This is a genomic window from Streptomyces sp. NPDC007808 (assembly GCF_042868655.1).
In the GTDB taxonomy this organism is placed as follows: domain Bacteria; phylum Actinomycetota; class Actinomycetes; order Streptomycetales; family Streptomycetaceae; genus Streptomyces.
The window spans coordinates 15269-42158 of record NZ_JBIAEQ010000009.1 but is presented as its reverse complement, the minus strand read 5'-3'; the positions used below and the strand labels follow the sequence as shown (position 1 = coordinate 42158).

Genomic DNA, 26890 nt, shown 5'->3' with positions numbered 1-26890 from the left:
GAGTCGTACGGGGCCTCGGTGACGTACAGGGCTCCGGGGACTCGTGAGCCACGGTGGTCACACGAGTCACACAGGTCACGTGTGCTTCTTCGGGCATGCAAGGCCCGGGAACCGCGCAACGCCCCCAGGGGCACATCGGGCAAGGTCGGACAGGAACGGGAACGGACATGGGTGAACAGCAGAGCGGCGGTGGGTCCACCGGCCGTCGGCGTGTGCACCCGGACGGCAGGGTCTTCGGCCCCGGTGCGGCCCTGGCGCTGGACGAGGCCGAGCTGGAGGCGCTGCTCGCCGCCGCCGTGCTGCGCGGGCACCGCCCGGACGCCGAGGGCGAGCAGCGCGCGGTGGCCGCGTTCCGGGCCGCCCGGGCGGCGGGGGCGTCGTCCCAGGCCCGCACCCGGCGCCGGGACGACTGGCGGCCCCGTGAGCAACGGCGTCTCGCGCGCTCGGTGAAGACCCTGCTCTCCCTGTTCGCCGTGAGCCTCACACTGGGCGGAGTGGCCGTCGCCGCGATCGGTTCGGCCGACGCGCCCGACACCTCCGCCGGCGACAGGGGCCGGGCCGCCTCGTCGTCCGGCGCACCCGACCGCCCTGCCGCCGGGCATTCCGCCGGGGCGTCCGACGCCGGGAAGCCGGGTCACCCCTCCACCGCTCAGGACACCGAGGCCAAGTGCCGCGCCTACAGCGAGGTCGAGGAGCGCGGGAACGCCCTGGACGCGGCGGCCTGGGAGCGGCTCGTCAGCGCGGCGGGCGGCGCCGACAAGGTGAAGGCGTACTGCGCCGAGCAGCTCGCGGCCGCGAAGACCGGGCCCAGCAAGGCGCCCGACGGGAGCGGGACGGCCCAGAACGGGCAGGACCGCGGGGGCGAGCAGGACCGCGGGGACGGGCAGGCGCCGGGCGAGGGTGTCCAGAAGAGCCCGGAGAACCCCTCCGGCGGGGACGCGGGGCAGAATCCCGAGAACAGCTCGGAGCAGAGTTCCGAAGGGGGCTCGCAGCAGAACTCTCAGCAGAATTCGGAGAGGAAGGGCTGACTCCAAGGCCCACGCCCTGGTCCGGGTTACCTGTCGCAGTCGCAGTCGTCCACTGCGGTCATCGCTCGGCGCGGTCATGCTCGCCGCGGTCGCCCCGGCGCCGAGGCGACGGCCGGGGCCGCCACCCCCCACAGGAGAGGCCCCGGCCGTCGCGCGGCACGGGCCGCGCGGCGGCCCGTACTCTCTACAGCGCCGTGACTGCGTTTTCTGTCACACCCAGGGGGACACATTCCTGGTTTCTCGGGTAGTTGCATGTTGTACGGACATGGACGAGCAGCGCTTTCAGGCCGTAACGTGCCTTTCGCGCCGGACGCGGAGGGTGTAAGACCACCGCAACGACCTGCGGTCTTCATACCGCGACCATCAACTTGAGGTATCCAGTGCTGGGGGACGACGCGGAGCTGACCGCCGCGGTGCTTGCGGCACAGGACGGGGACGAGACCGCGTTCCGGACTGTGTACCGCTCCGTGCACCCGCGGCTGCTCGGGTACGTACGGACGCTGGTCGGCGATCCCGACGCCGAGGACGTCGCGTCGGAGGCATGGCTGCAGATAGCGCGCGACCTGGAGCGCTTCAGCGGGGACGCGGACCGCTTCCGCGGCTGGGCCGCCCGAATAGCCCGCAACCGCGCCCTGGACCACATACGCATGCGCGGCCGCCGCCCCGCGATCGGCGGCGACGAGACGGAGCTGACCGGGAAGGCGGCCGAGTCCGACACCGCGGGAGAGGCCATGGAGGCCCTGGCCACCGACGGCACCCTCTCCCTCATCGCCCGGTTGCCGCAGGACCAGGCCGAAGCCGTCGTCCTGCGCGTGGTCGTGGGGCTCGACGCCAAGACGGCCGCGGAGACGCTCGGCAAGCGGCCGGGTGCCGTACGGACGGCCGCGCACCGTGGCCTGAAGCGGCTCGCCGAGCTGCTCGGCGACGATCCGGAATCGACCGGGGTGCTCGACGCCCTGCCTCCCCAGCGAGAACCGCGCGGCCGCGCGGTGACGTCCGCGAGTGTGACGCAGACGCGTTCGCGGACGCAGAAGGATGTGTGATGGCCGACGAGCAGTACAGGTGGCTGGACCGCGAAACTGCGGAGCGTTTGCTGCGCGGAGAGTCACTCGAAGCTCTGGACGCGGCCGATCGCGACCAGGCCGAACGCCTCGCCAAGACCCTTGAGTCGCTGACCGTCGAACCCCCGCTGAGCAGCACGGAACTGCCCGGAGAGGCCGCCGCGTTGGCGGCGTTCCGCGCGGCGCGCGCGGGTCATGACGACGTTGCCATGCCGGTCGGCCACCGCTCCGCATCGGACGCCTCGCACGCCCTCGACGGCGGGCTCGTCCGGATCGGCCGGTCCGCCCCGGCCACCCGCCGCCCCCGCTGGGGCCGTCCCCTGCGCCTCGCCCTCGCCGCCGCACTGGCCGTCGGCATGGTCGGCGGGGTCGCGGTCGCGGCCGGAACCGGAGTCCTGCCGACGCCGTTCGGCGAGGAGGAACCGGCTCGCCCGGCCGCCACGGTCTCGGCACCGGCTCCGCAGGAACGGACGCTCGTCTCACCGCGGCCGCGGAGCACCGAGCGCGACGGCGGCGCGGTCGGGGGCGCCTCGCCGGGCCCCACGGGCTCCGGCGGCAACCGGGACACGGCACCCGGTGGTCCCAGCGGCGACGGAGACGGTGCCGGCGAGGACGACAGGTCGTCCGACGGCCGGTGGCAGGACCTCGCCTCGTCCTGCCGTGACATGCGTGACGGCAAACAGCTCTCCCTCGACCGCCGCCGTGACCTGGAGGGTGCGGCCGGCGGCTCCCTGCGTGTGCCTAAGTACTGCAAGAAGGTCCTCGACCTCGCCGTCGGGGGCACCGGAGCGCACCGGGACAAGGAGCGCGACCAGGACAGGGACAAGGACCGGGGCAGGAGTCAGGACGAGGACGACTCCGGCGACCGTGGCGGCAAGGGCCACCACGGCAACCGCCCCGGCGGCTCGCACGGTGCCGGCCACTCCGATCACGGCCGTGAGGGCAACCCCGGCCGCGACGGCCAGGGCAGCCGGCAGGATCACCGCACGCTCGGCGCCGCCCACGCCCCGACCGTCGTGACCGCGCCGGTACCGGATCGCCTCGCCGCGCTGGTGCCCGTGCCGGCGAATGCGTCGCCCGGCGCGCTCCGATAGCCGGAGCGGCCCGCCCGCAAGCCGCTGACCTGCGGTTATGTCGACTCTTCAAATTTTCTCGCGCCAGCAGTGACACTTTCGGCCCCGGTGGCGCTGAACTGAGTGAGCCGACTGGTCATCGGCCGTCGCACAGAGCCGGGGTTCCCCCCGTACCTGCGGCTCGTGCATCGGCGCGGGCGGGACACGTTCCCCCGGTCCCGCCCGCGCCCCACATCCGCGTCCGGCCTCACCAGTGGACGACCACCTTGTCGCCGGTCCTCACCTGGGCGAACATCTCCGCGATCGCCCGCTCGTCCCGTACGTTGACGCAGCCGTGCGAGGCGCCGGCGTAGCCCGTCGCCGCGAAGTCGGACGAGTAGTGCACCGCTTGGCCACCGCTGAAGAACATCGCGTACGGCATCGGTGAGTCATAGAGCGTCGACACATGGTGCCGGGACTTCCAATAGACGCTGAACACGCCTTCCCGTGTCGGTGTGTACTGCGACCCGAACCGCACCGGCACGGTCAGGACCGTCCGTCCGTCGATCATCCAGCGCAGCGTCCGGCTCGTCTTGCTGACGCAGAGCACCCGGCCGGTCAGGCACCGTGCGTCCGGCGCGTCGGCCGGCTGGCCGCCCATCAGATACAGGTCCCACTTGCCGGGTTCGCGGGTCATCTTCAGCAGCTGACGCCAGGTGACCTCGTCCGTCCTCCCCGTCCTCGGCAGTCCCCGCTTGCCCTGGAAGCCCCTGACCGCCTGTTCGGTCAGGTCGTCGTAGGTCCCGGTCGGCCCGTCGAAGAGCCAGGCGATCTGCCGCAGCCGGGCCTGGAGCTCCCGTATGTCACGGCCCTCGTCGCCCCGCGACCACAGCACGGCCGGTGCCGCGGGCCGGTCCGGAGCGACGGGTCTGTCGTCGGGCGGGGCCGACCTGGGCGAGGGGGTGCCGTCCGGCAGCTCTATGCGCACCGGCGACCGCCGCTCCCCGTCCTGTCCCTGCACGGTGCAGCCGCACAGCGCCACGAGCGCGGCACCCGCGGCGAGTACGGCCGTCGATCTCCCCATGCCCCTGGTACGCATCCCGACCCCCGGCGTCTCACCGCGGCCGCCCCCGACCGCCCTGATGTCACCTGAGATGTTCCCCGCGGGTGACCGGTTGCGAACTACGGGGCATGGTGGGACACAGCGGTGAACGGCGACACGGAGGAACACCATGGCGCGCGAGTCGGAGTCCGGACTGCCCATCGAGCCGGTCTACGGGCCGGACACGCTGACCGGCTGGGACGCGGCCGAGAAGCTGGGCGAGCCGGGCGCGTACCCCTTCACCCGGGGCGTGTACCCCACGATGTACACCGGGCGCCCCTGGACGATGCGCCAGTACGCGGGCTTCGGTACGGCGACGGAGTCCAACGCCCGCTACCGGCAGCTGATCGCCCACGGCACGACCGGACTGTCGGTCGCCTTCGACCTGCCCACCCAGATGGGCCACGACTCCGACGCGCCGATCGCGCACGGCGAGGTCGGCAAGGTGGGCGTGGCCATCGACTCGATCGAGGACATGCGGGTGCTGTTCGGCGGGATCCCGCTGGACAGGGTGTCGACGTCGATGACGATCAACGCCCCGGCCGCGCTGCTGCTCCTGCTGTACCAACTGGTCGCGGAGGAGCAGGGGGTCGCGGCGCACCAGCTCACCGGCACGATCCAGAACGACGTGCTGAAGGAGTACATCGCGCGCGGGACGTACATCTTCCCGCCGAAGCCGTCGCTGCGGCTGATCGCCGACATCTTCAAGTACTGCGGGGCCGAGATCCCGAAGTGGAACACGATCTCGATCTCCGGCTACCACATGGCCGAGGCCGGGGCGTCACCCGCGCAGGAGATCGCCTTCACCCTCGCCGACGGCATCGAGTACGTCCGTACGGCGGTGGCGGCCGGCATGGACGTGGACGACTTCGCGCCCCGGCTGTCGTTCTTCTTCGTCGCCCGTACGACGATCCTGGAGGAGGTCGCCAAGTTCCGTGCCGCCCGCCGCATCTGGGCCAGGGTGATGCGGGAGGAGTTCGGCGCGAAGAACCCCAAGTCGCTGATGCTGCGCTTCCACACCCAGACGGCCGGGGTGCAGCTGACCGCCCAGCAGCCCGAGGTGAACCTGGTGCGCGTCGCCGTCCAGGGCCTCGCGGCGGTCCTCGGCGGTACGCAGTCCCTGCACACCAACTCCTTCGACGAGGCGATCGCGCTGCCGACCGACAAGAGCGCCCGCCTCGCCCTGCGCACCCAGCAGGTCCTGGCGTACGAGACGGACGTCACGGCGACGGTCGACCCGTTCGCGGGCTCGTACGCCATCGAGAGGATGACCGACGACGTGGAGTCCGCGGCGGTCGACCTGATGCGGCGGGTCGAGGAACTCGGCGGCGCGGTGGCGGCCATCGAGCACGGCTTCCAGAAGGACGAGATCGAGCGCAGCGCCTACCGGATCGCCCAGGAGACGGACTGCGGCGAGCGGGTCGTCGTCGGCGTCAACCGCTTCCAGCTCGACGCGGAGGAGCCGTACGAGCCGCTCCGTGTGGACCCCGCCATCGAGGCGCAGCAGGCGGAGCGGCTGGCGAGGCTGCGGGCCGAGCGGGACCAGGAGGCGGTCGACTCGGCCCTCGACGCCCTGAAGAAGGCGGCGGAGGGGGAGGACAACGTGCTGTACCCGATGAAGGAGGCGCTGCGGGCGCGGGCGACGGTGGGGGAGGTGTGCGACGCGCTGCGGGAGGTCTGGGGAACGTACGTGCCGTCGGACGCCTTCTGAGCCGGCCGACTCCGTCGAATCGGTGATCGGGGCGAAGGACCCCGCCCGCTACGGGTGAGGCCACACCGTCCCCCTCCCCGAATCCGTCGGCGTCACCGACGACCTCGCCGTCGACACTCTCCTCTACGCAGGCGACCGGCGAAGCCCGAAGCGGGCCAGGTACTCGGTGAGCCCGGCCGCCCGGTCGCCGGCCCAGCCGACGTAGCCGTCCGGGCGGACCAGGAAGATCCCGGTGCCGTACGTCTCGTGCGAGGCGCCCCGCAGTGTGCGCGCGGCGAGCGCCTGCGGTGCGGCGGCCGTGCCGACGGCCAGCAGGGTCCAGTGCGGCCCCCGGAACGCGTCGAAGATCCGTTCACCGCCCAGCGTCCCGTCCGGCGCCCGGTCGCCGGCCCGTACCGCGCCCGGCGCCGCCCGCGTCTCCGCCGTGAGGCTCGACTCCCGGTAGCCGAGCCCCAATTGACGCGTCGCCGCCCCGCGCCGGACCTCCCCGCGATGCACGTTCGTCGACAGCCCCAGCATGTCCGCGGCGACGGCCCGCCGCTCCTCCTCGTACGTGTCCAACAGCGCGGCGTCCGCCCCGTCCCGCAGCACCGCCCCCAGCTTCCACCCCAGGTTGTAGGCGTCCTGCACGCTCGTGTTCAGCCCCTGCCCGCCGGCCGGTGAGTGCACGTGCGCGGCGTCCCCCGCGAGGAACACCCGTCCGTCCCGGAACCGGTCCGCGAGCGCCGCACGCGGCCGGAAGTCCGAGGCCCACCCCACTTCGGTCACGTCCTGCGGCGCCAGGTGCGAGCGCGCGGCGACGACCTCGCGTACGCCCTCCAGGGAGACGTCCACGGACGCCCCCTGCGCGAACTGGGCCACGACCTGGAAGTCCTCCGTACCCGGGAGGGGGCAGACGGCCAGGAACCCCTCGCCCTGCGTGCGCGGTGGGAAGAGGTGCCAGTGGTCGCGGTCCAGGCCGGTGATCCTCGCGTCCGCGACCAGGATCGGGTGGGCATCGACGGTCTCCCCGGTCATGCCGATGCCGACGGACCGCCGTACCGCAGAGCGGCCTCCGTCGGCGGCGACGACGTAGCGGGCCCGGACGCTCCCGCCGTCCGTGAAGCGGACCGTCACCGCGTCCTCGTCCTGCGTGATCCCGACCGCTTCCCGGCCGAAGGCGACCTTCCCGCCCAACTCCTCCAGCCGCCCGAGCAGCACCTCCTGTGTCCGCCACTGCGGCACCATCCACGGCTCCGTGTACGGGGAGTCCTCCGTCGCCTCGGCCGGGTCGAACATCCGGTGCTCGCCCATCCGTTGGCCGTCCTGCCAGATCATCCCGACCGGATAGCCGCCGCCCGCCGCGCGGATCGCGTCGAGCACGCCCAGGTCGTCGAAGACCTCCATCGTGCGCGGCTGGATGCCCTTGCCGCGTGAGCCGGGGAACAGCCCGTCGGCCCGCTCCACGAGCAGCGCGTCCACTCCGCGCCGGGCCAGGTCGATGCCGAGGGCGAGACCGGTAGGGCCGGCGCCGACGATCAGCACGTCGATGTCCTTACCTGGATGCATCGGGCAATCCCCCTTAACGTTGTTAAGCCCCGTTGGCCATGAGCGTGCCCTTAACGTCGTTAAGCTGTCAAGCGTGACCGCACCACGCCGAGCACCCCTCGACCGCCACCGCGTCGCCGACACCGCCCTCAGGCTCCTGAACGAGGTCGGACTGGACGGCCTGACCCTGCGTGCCATCGCCAAGGAGCTGGACGTCAAGGCGCCGGCCCTGTACTGGCACTTCAAGGACAAACAGGCGCTGCTCGACGAGATGGCGACCGAGATGTACCGCCGGATGGTCGCCGCGACCCCCCTGGACCCCGCGGACACCTGGCGGGAACGCCTGCTCCGGTCCAACCGGGCACTGCGCGCGGCGCTGCTCGGCTACCGCGACGGCGCGAAGGTGTTCAGCGGCTCCCGCTTCACCGGTACCGACCACGCGGAGCAGATGGAGGACAACCTGCGCCTGTTCACGGCCGCCGGCCTCACCCTCGCCCAGGCGGTCCGGGCGATCTCGACGACGTACCTCTACACGCTGGGTTTCGTCACCGAGGAGCAGGGTGTGGAGCCGGTGGCGGGGGAGCGCAGGGAGGGGTACGACCTTGCGGAACGGGCCCGGTCGATGGCCGACTTCCCGTTGTCGGCCCAGGCCGGCGCGGAGATCTTCACCGACTACGACACGCACTTCGAGGAAGGCCTGGCGGTGGTGATCGCCGGGATCGGGGCGCGGTACGGGATCAGCTGACCGTTACCTTTCGTTCACCCGGTGGTCGGCGGGGAGTCGGTGTCCGGCGCCGAAGGTCTCCTACGGTCGCAGGGATCCCCCCGGAGAGAGCCCAGGTGTACGCGTGACCAACCGCCCCCCGACACTGTCCGTGATCGTTCCCTGCTACAACATCGAGTCGTACGTACCCGAGACCGTGACCAGCCTGGTCAACAACGAACGGGACGACTTCGAGTTCATCTTCGTCGAGGACCGGTCCACCAAGGACAAGACGTACGAAGCGCTGCTGACGCTGACGAAGAGACTCAGGAACAGCCGGGTGATCCGACACGAGCACAACGGCGGACTGGCCACCGCGCGCAACACCGGGATCGACGCCTCCGAGGGCCGCTACCTCACGTTCCTCGACGGGGACGACTGGCTGGCGCCGGGCTATCTCGCGGATCTGGTGGACGCCGTCGAGCGGTTCGACGTCGACTTCGTACGGACCGACCACGTCCAGGTGACAGGCGTCGAACGCACCGTCCACCGGGCGCCCGAGGGCCGCCGGCACACCCCGCTCGACCCACGCACCTCGATCCTCCCCGTGGACGACACGACCATGGTCGACTACCCCTACGCCTGGGCGGGCGTCTACCATCGCCGCCTCCTCGACAGGGGGATGCTGCGCTTCCACGACGGTCTCAAGACCGCCGAGGACCGCCCCTGGATCTGGGACCTGCACCGCAGGGCCGAGTCCTACGCCGTGGCCAGCCTGCGCGGGGTCTTCTACCGCCGGGGCGTGGCCAGTTCGCTGACCCAGATCGGCGATGTGCGCCAGCTGGACTTCTTCCGCTCCTTCGACCTCGTCCTCGCCGAGCTCGCCGACGACCCCGAGGCGGACAGGCTGCGCAAGAAGGCGCTGCGCAACTACTGCGTCGTCATCGCCCACCAACTGCTCAGCCGCGGCCGGTTCGAGCGCAGCATCGCCGCCCGGCTCAAGCAGCTGGCCGCCGAGGCGCTGGGCCGGATGCCGGAGGACGAACTGGAGGAGGCCCTCGTCGGGATGGGCGAGGAACGCGTGTACATGCTGCGCCGGATACGGGGCGGCATGAAGGGAGTGGCGGCATGATCCAGCTGTTCTTCTCGGCCACGCAGTACGCGGCCGCGACCGTCACCGCCGCCATCCGCGCCGGCCTGTTCGGACCGCGCGAGGGCGTGCGCCGCATCCTCGTCGTCAGCAACACCTCCGCCGTCCCCGAGGTCGGCACCCCGCTGGACAAGATGGCCGGCTTCGAGAAGCTGCGCCCCGAGTTCGACGAGGTGCGCTCCTGGAACGAGTTCATCTCCCCGCACCACCCGGCCGGCTGGTCGCCGCGCGGGCAGGACACCCTGCTGTGGGAGAAGGCCGTACGCCTCGCCTGGAACCTGGGCGACGAACCCGTGGAGATCGCCTGCGAGTCCATCCAGGCCAACCCCTCCCGCGCGGTCGCGGACATCTTCGCGGACAGCCCGATCCATGTGTACGCGGACGGCCTGATGAGCTACGGCCCCACCCGCAACCGCATCCCGCACGGCATGAGCACCCGTATCAAGCGCGTCCTCCACCTCGACCTGGTGCCGGGCCTCACGCCCATGCTCCTCGCCGAGTACGGCGTCCCACCCGAGGCCGTCCCGAACGACGCGATCGTCGACGTCCTCGCGCAGATCGGCGAGTCGGGCGCCGGCGTCCTCGCCGAGCGCCTCCCGGTCGACAACCCGTCCACCGCGGTCCTTCTCGGCCAGTACCTCTCGGCCATCGACCTGATCAGCCAGGACGAGGAGGAGCAGCTGCACATCCGCATGCTGCGCGCCGCCGCCCGGGCCGGCCACAGGGACGTCCTGTTCAAGCCGCACCCCAGCGCACCCGCCGTCTTCAACGACTCCCTGGAGGCGGTCGCGGACGAACTCGGCGTCCGGCTCACGGTGCTGAACGAGCCCGTGCTCGCCGAGACCGTCTTCGCGGGCCTCAAGCCGAAGCTGGTCATCGGCTGCTTCTCCACCGCGCTGATGACGGCCGCCGCCTTCTACGGCATCCCGGTCGCCCGCGTCGGCACGGACCTGCTCCTCGAACGCATCACCCCGTACGAGAACAGCAACCGCATCCCGCTCACCATCATCGACGCGGCCCTGCCCGACGCGGAGCAGGCCGAGCTCGGCGGACCGCTCGAACTCACCGGCGCGGCCGAGGAACTGGCGCCGCTGGTGCGCAGCGTCGGCTACTGCATGCAGTCCCGCAAGCACCACGACCTGCGCGCCGAGGTGACCGCCTGGCTCACCGCCCACCTGGACCGCAACCAGCGCTACTTCAAGCGCCGTCGCCTGACCAGCCTGCGCCTGCCCGGTGGCAGCCCGGTGCGCGCGGAGGCACTGCGCCGGCATCCGGCGGTACGCAAGGCCGTACGGCAGCTGCGGTCGACGGCTCGCAAGTAGAACAAGCGGGTGCAGGGCAGTGGGGGCGCCCCCCGGGTCACGGGGCGCCCCCACTGCCTTTCGGGCTTCAGGAGCGCACGGCGGGCAACGCCCTCTTCAGCTTCGGCCCGAACGGCTTCTCCACGAACCGGTGCATCAGGTAGGCCAGCGACAGCAGGCTCGCCACGGACAGCGCCAGTGTCGTGTACGGGTCCAGCCCGAGGCCCCGGTGCAGCACCCGGATGAAGAACCAGCCCAGGTGCTCGTGGATCAGGTAGAAGGGGTACGTGAGCGCCCCCGCCACCGTCAGCCAGCGCCAGTCGGCCCAGCGCGTCCAGCCCAGCGCCACCGCCGCGACGGCGGCGAAGGCGAGGAAGACGACGGCCTGGATGACGTACGGGGAGCGGTGGAAGTCGCCCTGCTCAGCGGGGTGCCACAGCGCCATGACCGAGTAGCGCTGCCCCAGCAGGAACGACATGCCCACGATCCCCCAGAGCAGCAGGTCGCTGCCGAAGCGGTGGATCAGGTACAGCGCGAGGCCGCCGACGAAGAACGGGGCGTGGTCGCGCATCACCAGTTCGTCGGTGAGCGGGTTGTCGGCGACCCGGGCGAAGGCACCGGCCAGCGTCCACAGGATGCAGAAGATGACCACGCGACGGTAGGTGACGCCCTTCCAGATCACGAACAGCGCGAAGAGCACGTAGAACTTCAGCTCCACCCACAGCGTCCAGCACACGCCCAGCACCCGCTCCACGCCCAGCGGCTGCTGCATCATCGTCAGGTTGACCAGGAACTCGTCCGGCCGGACCGGGGCGACGACGACGGGCAGCAGCACCGCCGCGCCGGTCACCATGACGACGGCCACCCAGTACGCCGGGTACAGGCGGGATATCCGGGACCGGAAGAAGTCGCCCAGGCTGCGGCCCCAGCTGCTCATGCAGATCACGAAGCCGCTGATGACGAAGAAGAACTGGACGCCCAGGCTGCCGTAGGTGGACAGCTGCGACAGCGTCGGGAACACGGTGCCGGGGGACTGGTTCCAGGAGGCGGCGACCTCACCGTTCTTGCCGGTGAAGTGGTACATGCACACCATCAGCGCCGCCAGCAGCCGCAGCCCGTCCAAGGCGCGCAGCCGGCTCTCCCCCCGGGGCCGCCGTACGGCAGGCCGCTCGGCCAGGACCTGTTCCAGCCGGAGTGCCGCTGGTGCCGGCGGTGCCGTGGCCTGTTCAGCCGTGCTCATCCTGGGACCCTTCTCGTGGGGGGAGTCGAGTGACGGAACGCTATGTCCCCCCGACGGGTGGCAGGTGAGTGACGGCTGACGCACGGGGGGACCGAAGATGTCACCGGGATGAACGCCTCCGGCGGCTACTTCCTGACCGTCGCCCGCTTCAACGCCCTTGCCCGCCGCGCCAGTCGCCGTACGGTGGCGTTGCGCGGGATGAAGGAGAGCTGGGCCGGCACGGCACCGGGCAGGGCCAGCGACGTCAGGCGCCTGCGCTTGAAGTAGCGCCAGGTGTGCGGGTTCAGGTGCTGGGAGAGGTAGGACTCGGCCGCGCCGCGCAGCTCCGGGTGGATCCTCGGCTGCATGGCGAAGCCGACCGCCTTCAGCAACGCGGTCAGCTCGTCCACCCGTGCACGCGCCGGCATCGTCCAGCCCTCGACCGCCTCGGCGTCCGCGATGTCCGGCAGCAGCGCGTCGACGATGGTCAGGGGCACCCGGTTGCTGTTCTGGTAGGGCGCGAGGCGGGCCAGGAGGGCCCCGGTGCCGACCCGTGCGACCGGAACGCCGTACAGGCTCGCGGCCGTCAGCAGCGCGGTGGAGAAGCAGCCGGCCACCAGCGCGGGCCGCAGCCGCTGGAAGGCCACCTCGGCGGGCACCGGCCGTTCCAGCACGGTCAGTTCGGCGCCCAGCCTCGCCGCCTCGTCCTCCAGGCGCCGCGACCAGCGGGCCGGCGCCACGGGGTGCGGTTTGAACACCAGCCTGCGATGGCCGAGCCCGACCGCGCCGCGCACCATCTGCAGATGCAGTTCCTCCTCCTCGGCGTCGGTGAGGATGCCGAGCGCCGAGAGGTACTGGCCGAGCAGCAGCGCCGGCTGCTCGCCACCGGCGGCCTCGGCCGACCCGGCCTCCGCCTCGGCGAGTTCGCCGAGCACCTTCACGAACGCCTCGGACGGCACCGGCACGGCCGGGACGCCGAACTCGGTGAGCAGCAGCGGGGTGAGGCCGGGGACGAGGTCGAGGTGCAGCAGGCGCCCGACACGGGTGCCGACCAGCGGGTCGATCTTGTCGCGCGTGGGGCCGTAGCTCATCAGGCCGTCGGCGTAGACGTCGACGGGAGCGCCGGTGAACAGCCGGCAGAGCGCCAGAGCCGGATTGACGTGGACGGACTCGACCGCGAGGCGAACCTCGTCGTCGCCGAGGTTCCACAGCAGCCGTACGTACCGCTCCCACAGGGGGATGTCGTCGGCGCGGGGGGACCAGCCGCCGGGATGGAACGGGGAGATCGTCGCGTTCCAGGAGAGCACCTCGTCGAAGCGGTAGCGCAGCCGGTCGAAGCCGGGCATCGCGTCGACGGACGGGGTGGTCTCGGGGTTGGTCGCGTTGTTGGTGACCAGCAGCAGCCGGCGGTCCGCCGGTTCGAAGAGCCCGGCGTCCAGGGCGGCGGCGAGGGTCGCGGCGCCGTAGAGGGTCGAGGCACAGAAGATCTGGGTGGTGCGCGGCATCAGGCGGCCACCGTCCGTGCCCCCACCGACCTGCGGCGCACCCGCCGCAGCCGGGCCGCTCGCTGGGCGTCCATCGAGTCCATGACCTCCGCGAGCACGTCCTGCGGCATTCTTTTCAGGGCTGCGGCGCTCAGCGAGCGCAGTTTTCGAGCCACGGCGGGTTCGAACCTCTCGATTTGTCCGAGGTGGTGAGCCATGATGGCGCAATATGTGCGCACCGCTTTCGGCAGCAGCTTGTCCGCCTCCCCATCCTGCGCGGTTTCCTCGATTACCTGGTCGAACGCGCGAATGAAATCCAGCTGCCGGACATCACCGATCTGAGTGAGCGAGGACGCCACTCCGCGCCGGTAGTGGACACCCAGAAGTCCCACCGCGGCGAACGACTCCGCCTCCCGGTGCAGTTTCCAGATCCACGGCCGGTCCTCCGCGGTGCGCAACCCGTGGGTGAAGTGCAGCAGCCCGCGGTCGACCAGCCGTCGGTGGTAGACGCCCGCCCAGGCGTACGCGTAGTCCACCGACGTCGACCGGTCGGCGGGCAGGATCGCCTCCCGCGGGTCCATCACCGTCCCGCGCCGGCCGTGCGGCACCCGGTGGACGCTGCGCGCCCGCCCGGTGCACTGCACATGGTCGGTGCGCACGAAGTCGCAGCCCAGTTCCTCGATCGCGGCGAGGAGTTGCGGGAAGTAGCCGGGGGCGAGCCAGTCGTCGCCGTCCAGGAACGTCAGGTACTCGCCGCGCGCCCTGTCGATACCGGTGTTGCGGGCGGTGGCCAGTCCTCCGTTCTGCTGGTGTCTGACGACCACCGCGCCCGGCAGCTCGCGTTCCGCGCGCGCGAGCACCTCCGGGGTCGCGTCCGTCGAGCAGTCGTCGACGAGGATGAACTCGAAGTCCTCACGTGTGTTCGCACGCAGGCTCTTCACGGTGTCCGGTGCGTATTGCTGCACGTTGTAGAACGGCACGATGACGGAGAGCTTGACCACGCGAAGGACGTTAGGGGGCGGTCCGGCACCCGTCTTTACCCGGACCTTGATGTCAGGTGAACGACGCGTGGCGATGCCGTGAACCAGGCTTTTTCTCGACGCTCCCGGGCCTCGATTCGCCGTTCGTCGGTGTGCTGTTAACCGTTTGTTGCATTCGGGTTGGGCGGAACCTCGAAATGCCTTCCTAGCGTCTTCGACGTGCCAGAAAGTGCGACAAAGACCCGGCGAGTTGCCGTACTCGCGGATTCCGATACCCGGTGGAAATGGGGCGCGCTCACCGCGAGCCGTATCGCCCAGGAGAACACCGGGGAAGCGGACATCCGCCTGGACGGCTACCTCCTGCGCGGCCGGGCCACGCCCACCCCGCGCCAGCTCCACGAAGTCGGCGTCCACGCCGACCTCCTCCGTGAGGTGACCGCCGTCGAGTTTCTGCGCACCATGGCGCGGGAGTCGTACGACGTCCTGGTGCTCGCCCTCGTCGGCGGGGGTGTGCAGGCCGTGCTGCACGGGCTGAAGCGGGTCTGGGAAGGACAGCCGCAGCGCCCCGTGGTCGTCACCGGCTACGTCGGCGTCGTCTACGAGAAGCTCGCCGACGGCCTGCTGCTGCGGCACGGCGCGGACCTCGTCCTCGCCAACTCCCGTCAGGACGCCGAGCGCTTCCGCGCGGTGTACGAGGGGGTCGGCGCCGACGCCTCGGCGGTGACCGAGGTGGCGCTGCCGTTCCTCGGTGGCAAGCCCTACCCCGGCGAAAGCGACCCGTCCGCGGAACAGGGGCGGCGCGGGCCCTACACGGTCGTCTTCGCCGCCCAGCCCTCGGTGCCGGACAACCGCCGGGACCGCACGTACCTGCTGAACCGCCTGATCCAGCACGCCCGCAAGCACCCCGAGCGCGAGGTGCTGCTCAAGCTGCGCTCCAAGCCGGGCGAACACACCACCCACATCGAGGAGTTGCCGTACCAGAAGCTGGTGCAGCGCCTCGATCCGCCCGCCAACTTCCGCCTCGTGTACGGAAACATGGGCGAGGTCCTCGACCGGACCGACCTGCTGGTCACCATCAGCTCCACCGCCGCGCTGGAGTCGCTGCACCGCCGCATCCCCACCGTCGTCCTCACCGACCTCGGCGTGCGCGAGGTGCTCGGCAACCACCACTTCGTCGGCTCCGGCTGCCTGGCCTCCTGGGACCAGCTCGACGACGGCCACCGGCCGGTGCCCGACGAGGAGTGGGTGGCCCGGCAGGGTGTCTGCGCCGGCGGTACCCCCTCTGGGGGAGGCTCGTACGCCACCGCCTTCGACGCCGCCCGCGAGCGCATCACCGAGCTGCTGGACCGGCCCGGCGGGCTGCCCGCCCTCACCCCGTATTACACGCCGGCCACCGCGCCGGGCTATCTGCCCGGCATCCTCGCCCGCCACCACCTCGGCCCCGACGGCGGCCCGCTGCCCGGCGCCCCCGCGCACGACAAGGACCCCGGCCCGGTCCGGCAGATCGTGCGCCGGGCGGCGCGCGGCGCCTACCGGCACGGCGTGCAGCGCGTGGCGCCCGTCATCCGGCGGATGGGGGAGCTGTGAGCCGCCCGATACCACGTCAAGCACGTCAAGGAGCAGAAGCCATGTCCAACCCGGAAGCGGGCCGAGGCGCTTCGGTGCGCCGCGTGCTCGCGGTGATCCCCGCGCGGGGCGGCTCCAAGGGCGTACCCGCGAAGAACCTCCTGCCTGTCGGCGGTGTCCCGCTGGTGGCCCGCGCGGTACGCGAGTGCCTCGCCTCCCGGCTCGTGACCGACGTGGTCGTCTCCACCGACGACCAGGCCATCGCCGCCGCCGCCCGCGAGGCCGGCGCCGAGGTCGTGCTGCGCCCCGCCGCCATCGCCGGCGACACCGCCACCTCCGAGGCCGCCGTGCTGCACGCCATGGACGCCCACGAGGCCCTGCACGGCGCGCCGGTGGACGTCGTCCTGCTCGTGCAGTGCACCAGCCCGTTCATCGTCCGCGAGGACATCGACGGGGTGGCGGGCGCGATCGCCGACAACGGCGCGGACACCGCCGTGACCGTCGCCCCCTTCCACGGCTTCATCTGGCGGGACAGCGAGGACGAGGTCACCGCGGGCTCCGTCACGGAGGCCGACGCGGCCGTCGGCGGCGGCTACGGCGTCAATCACGACAAGTCCTTCCGCCCCCGCCGCCAGGACCGCCCCCAGGACCTGCTGGAGACCGGCGCCGCCTACGCGATGGACGCGCCCGGCTTCCGCAAGCACCGGCACCGCTTCTTCGGCCGCACCGAACTCGTACGGACCGAGCCGGCCCGCGTGCTGGAGATCGACGACCCGCACGACCTGGCCCGCGCCCGGGCCCTGGCGCCGCTGTTCGACGCGGACCGGCCCGGCGCCCTTCCGACCGCCGACGACATCGACGCGGTCGTACTGGACTTCGACGGCACCCAGACCGACGACCGGGTGCTGATCGACGCCGATGGAAAGGAGTTCGTCTCCGTGCACCGCGGAGACGGCCTCGGCATCGCGGCCCTCCGCAGGAGCGGCCTGAACATGCTGATCCTGTCCACGGAGCAGAACCCGGTCGTCGCCGCCCGCGCACGGAAGCTGCGGATTCCCGTGCTGCACGGCATCGACCGCAAGGACCTCGCCCTGAAGCAGTGGTGCGAGGAGCAGGGCATCGCGCCTGAGCGCGTGCTCTACGTCGGCAACGACGTCAACGACCTCCCGTGCTTCGCCCTCGTGGGCTGGCCCGTGGCGGTCGCGAGCGCCCACGACGTCGTGCGCGGCGCCGCACGCGCGGTCACCACCGTCCCCGGCGGTGACGGCGCGATCCGAGAGATCGCCAGCTGGATCCTCGGCCCCTCTCTCGATTCCCTCACCAAGTAAGGACATCTCTGCCATGAGCACCAACTCCCGCATCCGCACCTTCGGTTCGCGCGAGGTCGGCCCCGGCCGCCCCGTCTACATCTGCGGCGAGATCGGCATCAACCACAACGGTGACCTGGAGAACGCCTTCAAGCTCATCGACGTGGCCGCCGAAGCCGGCTGCGACGCCGTGAAGTTCCAGAAGCGCACGCCGGAGATCTGCACCCCGCGCGACCAGTGGGACATCGAGCGCGACACCCCCTGGGGCCGGATGACCTACATCGACTACCGCCACCGCGTGGAGTTCGGCGAGGACGAGTACCGGGCCATCGACGACTACTGCAAGTCGAAGAACATCGACTGGTTCGCCTCCCCGTGGGACACCGAGGCCGTCGCCTTCCTGGAGAAGTTCGACGTCCCCGCCCACAAGGTCGCCTCCGCCTCCCTCACCGACGACGAGCTGCTGCGCTCCCTGCGCGCCACCAACCGCGCGGTGATCCTCTCCACCGGCATGTCGACGCCGAAGCAGATCCGCCACGCCGTCGAGGTCCTCGGCTCCGACAACATCCTGATGTGCCACGCCACCTCCACCTACCCGGCGAAGGCCGACGAGCTGAACCTCCGTGTGATCAACACCCTGGAGAAGGAGTTCCCGAACGTCCCGATCGGCTACTCCGGCCACGAGACCGGCCTGCAGACCACGCTGGCCGCGGTCGCCCTCGGCGCGACCTTCGTGGAGCGCCACATCACCCTCGACCGCGCCATGTGGGGTTCGGACCAGGCCGCCTCGGTCGAGCCGCAGGGCCTGACCCGCCTCGTCCGCGACATCCGCACCATCGAGGCCTCCCTCGGTGACGGCGTCAAGAAGGTCTACGACTCCGAGCTCGGCCCGATGAAGAAGCTGCGCCGCGTCACCGGCGTGGTCGCCGAGGCGGAGATCGCCGCGGCGGCGGGCGAGCCGGTCCAGGTCTGAGCCGGAACGCACCGAGTCCGAGCGCGCCGACGTCCGAGTGCCCCGAGCCGGGGTGCTCGGACTCGGCGCCCTTCGGGCTCTTGACCACGAGCCGATCCCCAGCCTGCATACGAGCGCCGCATGAGCGCCTTACGACGGGTAGGTCGTACGTCGATGAGCCTCCGCGCCGGGAACACCGGCCCCCGCACTCTCGCCTTCGTCGAGAGCCCGGTACAGCTCCTGAACGTGCTGGAGTGGGCGCACGCCCGCGAGCACGCCGTCGGCGCGGGAGTCACCCTCGTCGTCCTGGCCCCGAACGACCCCATGACCCGCGGCCAGCTGCGCCGGATGGCGGAACTGGCGCGCGAGGACGGACACGAGGTCCGCTGGGAGGAGGCACGGGGCGGCGCGGCCGCTCCCTTCCAGACCATCGGCGGTCTCACGGGCCGGTTGCGCCGGGCCGACCGCGTGGTCCTGGGCGACCCGTTCTCCCGCTACGTCCAGCTCCTGCTGACCATCACCAAGGCCCGTGAGCTGGTCGTCGTCGACGACGGCACGGCGACCATGGAGTTCGTCGCCCAACTCGCCCGAGGCGAAAGGCTGGTGCGCTGGCACCGCAAGGGCGGCCGTCCCGGCCCCCGCGACCTGGTCTTCGCCCCCGTGTCCTCCGCCGCCCGCAGGCGCCTCACCCCGAGCGACCACCGCAGGGTCGAGATCTTCTCGTCGATGCCGATGGAGCAGACCCCGCAGGGCGTCACGGTCACGGCCAACACCTTCGCCTGGACCCGCGACCGCTTCGGCCCGCCCCGCATCACCAAGGGCGCCGACATGGTCGGCACGTCCCTCGTCGAGACCGGCGTCGTGGACAACGACCGCTACCTGGAGGCCGTCCACACCCTCGCGAAGACCCACGGCGCCACCCGCTACTTCGCCCACCGCCGCGAGAGCGCGGACAAGCTCCACCGGCTGGCCGTCGAGACCGGCCTGGAGGTCGTACGCCCCGACCTCCCGCTGGAGCTGATCGCCCGCCGGGGCCCGATCGGCCGAACGATCCTGAGCTTCCCGTCGACGGTCGTGCACACCCTGCCCCTGGCCCTCACCGGCACGGACGTCCGCGTCGCGGTCTGCGACATCGACCCGGCATGGCTGACCGAGAACGCCTCGCCGCGGGCGCAGGGGTTCTTGTCGGGGGTCACGGGGACGGCTCGGGACGTGCACCGGTTGTCGGCGGTCACAGCCGTGTGATCGCCGGCTCGGGCCATCCACACCACGGCTGCGGTACGCGGTTCCCCGAGGCGTCCGCGAAGGTGAACGGCACGTCCGCACCGATGATCGAGCCGGCGGCGGGCGGGACCGGGCGCACCGGCTCAGCGGGCCATCCAGCGGTCCATCTCCCGCGCCCGCGTGTCCAGCGCGGTGACGACGGCGGCCGACGCGGCGCGAGGACCGCCGGGAACCTGCACGTCGCGCCGGACGTCACCCCACGCGGAGCCGGACCCGGTTCCGGGCATCTCCACGTCGATCCCCGCGCGCCGCGCGAGCGTGACCGCTGCCGCCACGAACCCTTCGGAGAGCGCGAGGATGACGGAGTGTCCCGTCCGGCAGTGCCAGGCCACCAGCTTGCGTACGAACGTCGCGTACACGGCCGGATCGACCTCAAGGGTGTCCGGGTCGCCCCCCTCCTTGCCCCGGCCGATTCCCGAGGCCAGCCCGAGCTCGGCCTCGAAGACCTCGACCTGCCGTAGGAAGAGGCGGCCGGCACCGCTCGACGGGTTCCACAGCGTCTCGTCGCCGACGTCGAAGTACATGCTCATCGCCGATCCCCCCACTCAGCCGCCCGGCCCAGGGTAGAAGACCGCGTGCGGGGTGGGCACTCGGGTGACGACGGCGCCCCCGGGGCGACCGACTGCCCGGCCCGGCCGGCCGGACCGAGGTCAGGAGTGCCGGTGGTAGGCCTTGTTGGCGATGCGCCAGACGTCCTCGACGTGGACCAGCAGGAAGACGTCGGTGAAGGTGTCCGCGCCGTGCCGGAGCGTCATGGCCGCGGTCGCGACGGTGCCGTGGACGTCGACGGCGTCGATGCGGCGGGAGCGTGCCGGTTCGTCCGGGGCCGGCCGGCCCCGGAAGAGAGCGCAGTACTCGTCCAGGCGCCACGAGACGAACGCGCCGTCCCTGACCCCCTCGATGTGGGCGGTCGGCAGGAAAGCGTGGCGGAAGTGGGCCGGATCGCCGGTGGCGTGTCCGCGGATGTACGCCCGGAGCGGTGCGAGCACGGCGTCCTGCACCGCGGGGGCCGTGGCGGCCACGGCGATGTCGGCGTAAGGGTCGGCGGCACCGGCCGCCAGGTCGGCCGCGCAGGGCAGCGGGGTGTTCGACGCGGCGGCCAGCAGCGCCATGTCCTTCGCCAGCGCGCCGATCGTGAACTCGGCGGTGGCCGTGACCGGTCGGCCGGTGAGGAAAGGGCGCTTGGCGCCGACGAGCCCGCCGAGCCGGCCGAGTTCCAGGACGTCCAGCACCTGGGCCCGGGGCAGCTCCAGGGCGTCGGCCTGCCGCAAGGAGTCGCGCAGCGCGAGGACGGCACCGGCGAGGCTGTGGTTGGCGATCAGCTTGAGCGCGGCGGCGTCGGCGGCGTCCTCGACCCGCCGCACGGTGCCCAGCGTCTCCAGGACCGGTCGGACCCGGTGAAGGGTCTCGGTGCCGCCGGCGGCGAGGAACTGCAGGGTGCCGGCGGCGGCAGCCGGCACGGAGCCGAGCACGGGCGCGTGGACGTAGGACGGGCCGAGCCGCCGGGCCAGCCCCGATGCCTCGGCCGGGGCGACGGTGCTGGTGTTCACCACGACCGTGTCCGGGCGCAGCGCGTCGCGGACGTGGTCGACGACCTGCCCGCAGGCCCGGCCGTCGAACAACGCCAGGATCACGGTGTCGGCCTTCGCCACGGCCTCGCCGGGGTCGCCGGTCGTCCCCACGGCGGCCGTGGTGCGTCCGGAGCGTGTCCAGCCGACGACGTCCCAGGCACGGTCGGACAGTCGGGTCGCGATCGCGGCACCCATGCGGCCCAGGCCGAGGACGGCGATGCGGTGCGGTGCGGTCTCGTGCGGTGCGGTCTGGTGCGGTGCGGTCATGGACCCCAGACTGAGCCCCCCGGGCGGTTGCGAAAAGCGCAGATCGCGAAGGTCTGCCATGCGCGTCACGCATATCGAGCGCATACTGGCCGCCATGTCCCTGACTGAATGGCGGACGTTCGTGACCGTGTGCCGCCTCGGGTCCCTGTCGGCGGCGGCCGTCGAGCTCGGCTACACGCAGTCGGCGGTCTCCCGGCAGATCGCCGCGCTGGAGCGCCGGCTCGGCGAGCCACTGGTGCACAGGCACGCCCGGGGCGTACGCCCGACGCCGGCGGGAGAGGCGTTCCGGTACCACGCCCTGGCCGCCCTCAACGAGGCCGACCGTGCGGTACGTGCCGTACGGGACGTCCGGGACGGCGCGCTCAGCCGACCCCTGGCCGTCGGCGCGACGCCGTCCCTGGCCGCCGGGGTCGTGCCTGCCGCGGTCCGCAGCCTGCTGGACACGGCCGGACCCGTCCGGTGGAGCCTGGTACCAGGGCTGAGCGCACAACTGCACGACCGCGTGCTCGACGGCGACCTCGATGTCGCCGTCGTGACGGACGCGCCACCGGGGCTGCCCGACGACTCGCGTCTCGAACGACGGTGTCTGGGCATGGACGAGATGGTCGTCGTACTGCCCGTGGGCCACCCGCGGGCCGGGCACGGCCGCGTACACATCCAGGAGCTGGCCCACGAGACGTGGGTCGAGGACAACGACGGCTCGGCGGCGCTGTTGCGCCAGCACGCCGCCCGCGCCGGGGTCACCGCCCGGATCGACCTCACCGCGGCCGATCTGCCCGGCAAGACCGCCCTGGTCGCCACGGGACACGCCATCGCGCTGGTACCCGGGGTGCTGACGTGCGCGCTGCGGGCCGACCTCACCACCGTGGACCTCGTCGATCCTCCGACCCGCGGGATCCACGCGATCACACCGCGTCGCGACCCGCACCCCTGCGCCGCGACGCTGCTGGACCATCTCGCGACGGCGTTCCGCTCGGTTCGTCCGGCCCGTGCCGCCCGCCGGACGGCCGGGACGGACGCCGGCCGCCCGGAGCAGCCGTAACGCGGCGCCCGCGCTGAGCTGCGCACGGGGACTGCACGGCGGACGGACGCCGGCGGCCCGGGCGGGCGCAGGCGGCGCCTGCAGGGCCCCGGTGGCGCCGAGAAAGTCGGCGATCTCGGGGTACTCGGCGGGCATGGGCCGACTCCCGCGGCGGTGGACCGACGTCCGGAAGTTCACCGAGGATGCGCGATCCCGAAAGATGAACAGAACCGACGGTTCTGTTCCCGGCGTGGTATGCGTAGAGAAAAGAGGAACCTACCCATCTTCATCCACGCCCATGCGTCGAGCGGCCGGGTTTTCTGCCCCCAACGGGTTGAACTTTTGTTGATCGAGGGCGAGTTGGCCACTCCGGCGTCCTACCCTGTAGAGGGTGAACCGACTGATGTCCCCAGAGTCCGAGGCCGATCACACCGGGGAAGCCACCCTTCCCGGCACCCTGCCGGAGGCGCTCCGTGCCGAACTCATCGAGTTCCGGCGCGACTTGCACATGCACCCGGAGCTCGGCAACCAGGAGTTCCGTACGACCGCGGCGATCAAGGCCCGCCTGGAGAAGGCCGGCCTCCAGCCCCGCGTGCTCGCCTCCGGGACCGGCCTCATCTGTGACATCGGGGAGTGGGACGGCGAGCGGCCCATACTCGCCCTGCGGGCCGACATCGACGCCCTGCCCATCCCGGACACGAAGAGTGAGTGCCCGTACCGCTCGACCGTGCCCGACCGGGCGCACGCCTGCGGCCACGACGTCCACACCACCGTGGTGCTCGGCGCCGGGCTGGTCCTTGCCGACCTCCTGCGGCGCGGGCAGCTGCCCCGCCCCGTCCGCCTGGTCTTCCAGCCCGCCGAGGAGGTGCTCCCCGGCGGCGCCGCGGACGCCATCGCGTGCGGGGCGCTCGAAGGCGTGGGCCGGATCCTCGCCGTGCACTGCGACCCAAAGGTGGACGCGGGGAAGATCGGGCTGCGCCGGGGTGCGATCACCTCGGCCTGCGACCGGCTCGAAATCGCACTGGACGGCCCCGGCGGGCACACCGCGCGCCCCCACCTGACGACCGACCTGGTCACCGCCGTCGCCCGGGTCGTCACCGACGTGCCCGCGCTGGTCGCCCGGCGCGCCGACGCCCGCAGCGGCCTCTCCGTGACCTGGGGCCGTATCGAGTCGGGCCACGCGCCGAACGTCATCCCCCAGCACGCCGAGCTGTCGGGCACCGTCCGCTGCCTGGATCTCGACACCTGGCGGCAGGCGGCCGACCTGGTCGTCGCCGCCATCGACGAGGTCGCCAACCTGCACCGCGCCAAGTCGGAGATCAACTACGTGCGAGGTGTCCCGCCCGTGGTCAACGACGCGGACGCCATCGCCCTGCTGCGCGACGCCATGACCGCCCGCCTCGGCGCCGACTCCGTCCAGGGCACCGAGCAGAGCCTCGGCGGCGAGGACTTCTCCTGGTACCTGGAGCGCGTCCCGGGAGCCATGGCCCGTCTGGGCGTCCGCCACCCGGGCGACCGGATCGGCCGCGACCTGCACCAGGGCGACTTCGACGTCGACGAGTCGGCCATCAAGGTCGGCGTGGAGCTGTTCACGGCGGCGGCGCTCCTCGACGCGTCCGTGTAGACCGCCTCACGTCTAGACCGCCTCCGTCTAGACCGCCTCCATGCAGGCCGCCTCCGCGAAGTCCCGCCTGCCCCGCGGCCCGTCCTCCGGGCGGGCGGCGGGACTTCGCGGACCCGCCCTGGGCCCTTCGCGTCCTCCGCTTGCGGCCCCGGCGAAGCCGAGGGAGTCTGGCCCCATGGCGGGCGGTCCTGGGCGCCACCACGGCGGCGCTACCCCTGGTGCGCGTGGTCACGGCAGTGCGCGGTGCGTACAGGGGGCAGTCGCCCCTTGCGTACCTTTCGGGCCGGTGGTTCACAAGGGCGTAACCGGCCATCGGCACGAATGGATAACGGCACGGCGAAACCCCGTTCCCAGGAGTGTCTACGCGCGTTAATGTGCGCCGAACTCAGCACCCACTGCGGGGCTTGGAGAATGGGGACTTCACGATGCGTCGGACATCCAAACTGACCCGTGTCGCGGTGGGGGTCGCGTCGATCGCGCTCGCCGCCACGGCGTGTGGTGGTACCAGCAGTGACAACGGTGGCGGCAGCGACGGCGGCGACGGCGGCGAGAAGAAGGGCGTCGCCATCGCGTACGACATCGGCGGCAAGGGCGACCAGTCCTTCAACGACGCGGCGTTCGCGGGCCTGGAGAAGGCGAAGAAGGAGTTCGGCTACCAGACCGACGACGTCGAGCCCACCGAGGGCGAGACGGACGCCGACAAGGAGCAGCGTCTGTCCTCGCTGGCCCGGCAGGGCTACAACCCGGTGATCGGTGTCGGCTTCGCCTACGGCCCCGCGATGGAGGCCGTTGCCAAGAAGTACCCGAAGACCACCTTCGGCATCGTCGACTCCGTGGTCGAGGGCGACAACGTCGCCTCCCTCGTCTTCGCCGAGGAGCAGGCCTCGTACCTGGCCGGCGTCGCCGCCGCCAAGGCCACCAAGACGAACACGGTCGGCTTCGTGGGCGGCGTGGACATCCCGCTGATCCACAAGTTCGAGGCCGGTTACAAGCAGGGCGTCCAGGACACCAGCGGCGGCAAGGTCAAGGTCGTCTCGCAGTACCTGACCCAGACCGCGGAGGAGGGCGGCTTCTCCAGCCCCGACAAGGGCAAGGCCGCCGCCGAGGGCCAGATCGAGAAGAAGGCCGACGTCGTCTACCAGGCGGCCGGCCTGTCCGGCCAGGGCGTCATCGAGGCCGCCGCCAAGGCCAAGGTCTGGGCGATCGGCGTCGACTCCGACCAGTACAAGCAGGAAGCCCTCGCGGCGTACAAGAACTACATCCTGACCTCCGCCCTGAAGGACGTCGGCGGCGCGGTCTACACGCTGGCCAAGTCCGTCCACGACGGCAAGCCGCTGACCGGCACCCAGACCTTCGACCTGAAGGTCAACGGCGTCGGCCTGTCCGAGTCCAACCCGGAGTTCGCGAAGATCTCGGGTCTCACGGACGCCGTGGCGAAGGCCAAGGAAGGCATCATCGACGGTTCCATCAAGGTCAAGACCGAGTAGTCGCGGTCGTACACCTCCGTACGGGCGGGCATCCGAGAGGGTGCCCGCCCGTTCGCTGTTCCGGCCTCGCGTCACCCAGCGCCACCCTCCCTTTGCTTTCGGCAAGCCCTTGGTCAAGGCCGCGAGTGGAGTTGGCCACGGGCGCATAACAAGGTGGACAGAAGGGGTTTCCTGGCAGGTCTACGCGCGTTACTCTGCGGCGAAAGCCAGCGCCGTTGCTGTGAAGCTGTACCGAGCTGTACCGTCCGGCGCTTGTACGACAGGAGTCACACAACATGCGCCGGATTTCCCGGATCACGGTCGCAGGCGCAGCGACCGCCTCTCTGGCCCTCGCGCTCTCCGCCTGCGGCGGCACCTCCACCTCCGCCTCGTCTTCGGAGTCGAAGGGCGACAAGGGCCTCGCCATCGCGTACGACGTCGGCGGCAAGGGCGACCAGTCCTTCAACGACGCCGCGTTCGCGGGCCTGGAGAAGGCGAAGAAGGAATTCGGCTACCAGACCGATGACGTCGAGCCGACCGAGGGCGAGACGGACGCCGACAAGGAGCAGCGACTGGTGTCGCTGGCCAAGCAGGGCTACAACCCGGTCATCGGTGTCGGCTACGCCTACGCCGCCGCCGTCAAGGGAGCCTCGGAGAAGTTCCCGAAGACCACCTTCGGCATCGTGGACGACTCCACGGTCGAGGCGAAGAACGTCGCCGACCTGGTCTTCTCCGAGGAGGAGGCCTCGTACCTGGCCGGCGTCGCCGCGGCCAAGAGCACCAAGACGAACACGGTCGGCTTCGTGGGCGGCGTGGACATCCCGCTGATCCACAAGTTCCAGGCGGGCTTCGAGCAGGGCGTCAAGGACACGAACCCGAAGGTCAAGGTCCTCTCCCAGTACCTCACGCAGACCGCGGAGGAGGGTGGCTTCTCCAGCCCCGACAAGGGCAAGTCCGCCGCCGAGGGCCAGATCGAGAAGAAGGCCGACGTCGTCTACGCGGCCGCCGGTCTGTCGGGCCAGGGTGTCATCGAGGCCGCCGCCGCCAACAAGGTGTGGGCCATCGGCGTCGACTCCGACCAGTACCAGCAGGAAGCCCTCGCCAAGTACAAGGACTCCATCCTGACCTCGGCGATGAAGGATGTCGCCAAGGCGGTCTACAACCTGGCGAAGTCGGTCAAGGACGGTAAGCCCGAGACCGGTATCGTTCGTGGCGATCTGAAGTCCGGCGAGGTGGGCCTGTCGAACTCCAACCCGAAGTTCGCGGACGACGCCGAGGTCCAGGAAGCCATCAAGACGGCCAAGGAGAAGATCATCAGCGGCGAGATCAAGGTCAAGACCAGCTGAGTGAAGCTACACCCTGAGCAGCGGTAACCGAGGGGTTACGTCCGCGAGGCGGGGTACGGGGGGTGTTTGCCCGTACCCCGTTGTCGCGGTGCGTCGGCCCCCTTTCAGGCCATAGGGGCGCTACGCGCGTAGACGACCCCCGTCCCCAGGAGAGTGCGCCATCAACGC

At 71.4% G+C, this 26890-nt stretch carries 22 protein-coding genes; 15 read left to right on the top strand and 7 right to left on the bottom strand.

Features of this window, described 5'->3' with window-relative positions; all coding sequences use genetic code 11:
• Positions 1-167: 167 nt before the first annotated feature.
• The 3 genes from ACFYNL_RS31205 (at position 168) to ACFYNL_RS31195 (ending at position 3183) form a co-directional block, all read left to right on the top strand.
• The gene (locus ACFYNL_RS31205; RefSeq protein ID WP_388809206.1) at positions 168-1028 is read left to right on the top strand and encodes a hypothetical protein; all 861 of its coding nucleotides are present in this window, start codon (positions 168-170) and stop codon (positions 1026-1028) included.
• 380 nt (positions 1029-1408) lie between these two features.
• On the top strand, positions 1409-2071 hold the full coding sequence (locus ACFYNL_RS31200) for an RNA polymerase sigma factor (RefSeq protein WP_388810084.1): 663 nt from the start codon (positions 1409-1411) through the stop codon (positions 2069-2071).
• On the top strand, positions 2071-3183 hold the full coding sequence (locus ACFYNL_RS31195) for a hypothetical protein (protein ID WP_388809204.1): 1113 nt from the start codon (positions 2071-2073) through the stop codon (positions 3181-3183). The genes ACFYNL_RS31200 and ACFYNL_RS31195 overlap by 1 nt, the downstream gene beginning before the upstream one ends.
• Before the next feature lie 226 nt (positions 3184-3409).
• Here the strand turns inward: ACFYNL_RS31195 and ACFYNL_RS31190 are convergent, their stop codons facing one another.
• Complete coding sequence (locus tag ACFYNL_RS31190; RefSeq protein WP_388809201.1) at positions 3410-4225, bottom strand: L,D-transpeptidase family protein; 816 nt, start codon at positions 4223-4225, stop codon at positions 3410-3412.
• Between the two features lie 148 nt (positions 4226-4373).
• Between ACFYNL_RS31190 and ACFYNL_RS31185 the strand changes: the two genes are divergently transcribed.
• On the top strand, positions 4374-5954 hold the full coding sequence (locus ACFYNL_RS31185; protein ID WP_388809199.1) for a methylmalonyl-CoA mutase: 1581 nt from the start codon (positions 4374-4376) through the stop codon (positions 5952-5954).
• 123 nt (positions 5955-6077) lie between these two features.
• Here the strand turns inward: ACFYNL_RS31185 and ACFYNL_RS31180 are convergent, their stop codons facing one another.
• Positions 6078-7502 (bottom strand): FAD-dependent oxidoreductase, encoded by a 1425-nt coding sequence (locus tag ACFYNL_RS31180; RefSeq protein WP_388809196.1) that lies wholly within the window; start codon positions 7500-7502, stop codon positions 6078-6080.
• A gap of 73 nt (positions 7503-7575) precedes the next feature.
• Here ACFYNL_RS31180 and ACFYNL_RS31175 point away from each other — a divergent pair, with 73 nt between their 5' ends.
• From ACFYNL_RS31175 to ACFYNL_RS31165, 3 genes are all read left to right on the top strand, one after another.
• Entirely contained in the window at positions 7576-8226 is a 651-nt protein-coding gene (locus tag ACFYNL_RS31175) for a TetR/AcrR family transcriptional regulator C-terminal domain-containing protein (protein WP_388809193.1), read from the top strand.
• Positions 8227-8329: 103 nt separating this feature from the next.
• Entirely contained in the window at positions 8330-9316 is a 987-nt protein-coding gene (locus ACFYNL_RS31170; RefSeq protein ID WP_388809190.1) for a glycosyltransferase family 2 protein, read from the top strand.
• Positions 9313-10656, top strand: a complete 1344-nt coding sequence (locus ACFYNL_RS31165; RefSeq protein WP_388809187.1) for a polysialyltransferase family glycosyltransferase — start codon at positions 9313-9315, stop codon at positions 10654-10656. The genes ACFYNL_RS31170 and ACFYNL_RS31165 overlap by 4 nt, the downstream gene beginning before the upstream one ends.
• A gap of 67 nt (positions 10657-10723) precedes the next feature.
• On the opposite strand, the gene ACFYNL_RS31160 is transcribed toward ACFYNL_RS31165, so the two are convergent.
• The 3 genes from ACFYNL_RS31160 to ACFYNL_RS31150 all read right to left on the bottom strand — a co-directional run bounded on the left by ACFYNL_RS31160 (position 10724) and on the right by ACFYNL_RS31150 (position 14339).
• Positions 10724-11875, bottom strand: a complete 1152-nt coding sequence (locus ACFYNL_RS31160; RefSeq protein ID WP_388809185.1) for an acyltransferase family protein — start codon at positions 11873-11875, stop codon at positions 10724-10726.
• 125 nt (positions 11876-12000) lie between these two features.
• Positions 12001-13359, bottom strand: a complete 1359-nt coding sequence (locus ACFYNL_RS31155) for a polysialyltransferase family glycosyltransferase (protein WP_388809182.1) — start codon at positions 13357-13359, stop codon at positions 12001-12003.
• Complete coding sequence (locus tag ACFYNL_RS31150) at positions 13359-14339, bottom strand: glycosyltransferase family 2 protein (protein ID WP_388809179.1); 981 nt, start codon at positions 14337-14339, stop codon at positions 13359-13361. Before ACFYNL_RS31150 ends, ACFYNL_RS31155 begins: the two co-directional genes overlap by 1 nt.
• Before the next feature lie 198 nt (positions 14340-14537).
• Between ACFYNL_RS31150 and ACFYNL_RS31145 the strand changes: the two genes are divergently transcribed.
• From ACFYNL_RS31145 to ACFYNL_RS31130, 4 genes are all read left to right on the top strand, one after another.
• Entirely contained in the window at positions 14538-15905 is a 1368-nt protein-coding gene (locus ACFYNL_RS31145) for a DUF6716 putative glycosyltransferase (RefSeq protein ID WP_388809176.1), read from the top strand.
• A 41-nt stretch (positions 15906-15946) separates the two neighbouring features.
• Entirely contained in the window at positions 15947-17212 is a 1266-nt protein-coding gene (locus ACFYNL_RS31140; protein ID WP_388809173.1) for a cytidylyltransferase domain-containing protein, read from the top strand.
• A gap of 13 nt (positions 17213-17225) precedes the next feature.
• Positions 17226-18164: an N-acetylneuraminate synthase family protein gene (locus tag ACFYNL_RS31135; protein ID WP_388809171.1), complete on the top strand. Its 939-nt coding sequence runs from the start codon at positions 17226-17228 to the stop codon at positions 18162-18164.
• A gap of 153 nt (positions 18165-18317) precedes the next feature.
• Positions 18318-19388: a hypothetical protein gene (locus ACFYNL_RS31130; RefSeq protein WP_388809169.1), complete on the top strand. Its 1071-nt coding sequence runs from the start codon at positions 18318-18320 to the stop codon at positions 19386-19388.
• Positions 19389-19510: 122 nt separating this feature from the next.
• Here the strand turns inward: ACFYNL_RS31130 and ACFYNL_RS31125 are convergent, their stop codons facing one another.
• Together ACFYNL_RS31125 and ACFYNL_RS31120 are read right to left on the bottom strand one after the other, a co-directional pair.
• Positions 19511-19957 carry a DUF6086 family protein gene (locus ACFYNL_RS31125; RefSeq protein ID WP_388809167.1) on the bottom strand — a complete coding sequence of 149 codons (447 nt, stop codon included), beginning with the start codon at positions 19955-19957 and terminating at the stop codon, positions 19511-19513.
• A gap of 120 nt (positions 19958-20077) precedes the next feature.
• A complete protein-coding gene (locus ACFYNL_RS31120) occupies positions 20078-21265 on the bottom strand; it encodes a nuclear transport factor 2 family protein (RefSeq protein WP_388809165.1) in 1188 nt (395 codons plus the stop codon).
• 94 nt (positions 21266-21359) lie between these two features.
• Between ACFYNL_RS31120 and ACFYNL_RS31115 the strand changes: the two genes are divergently transcribed.
• From ACFYNL_RS31115 to ACFYNL_RS31100, 4 genes are all read left to right on the top strand, one after another.
• The gene (locus tag ACFYNL_RS31115; RefSeq protein WP_388809163.1) at positions 21360-22307 is read left to right on the top strand and encodes a LysR family transcriptional regulator; all 948 of its coding nucleotides are present in this window, start codon (positions 21360-21362) and stop codon (positions 22305-22307) included.
• A 382-nt stretch (positions 22308-22689) separates the two neighbouring features.
• Entirely contained in the window at positions 22690-23910 is a 1221-nt protein-coding gene (locus tag ACFYNL_RS31110; protein WP_388809162.1) for a M20 family metallopeptidase, read from the top strand.
• A 425-nt stretch (positions 23911-24335) separates the two neighbouring features.
• Positions 24336-25397, top strand: coding sequence for a BMP family protein (locus tag ACFYNL_RS31105; protein ID WP_388809160.1), 1062 nt, complete (start codon positions 24336-24338; stop codon positions 25395-25397).
• A 275-nt stretch (positions 25398-25672) separates the two neighbouring features.
• A complete protein-coding gene (locus ACFYNL_RS31100) occupies positions 25673-26722 on the top strand; it encodes a BMP family protein (protein ID WP_388809158.1) in 1050 nt (349 codons plus the stop codon).
• The last annotated feature ends 168 nt before the right edge of the window (positions 26723-26890 follow it).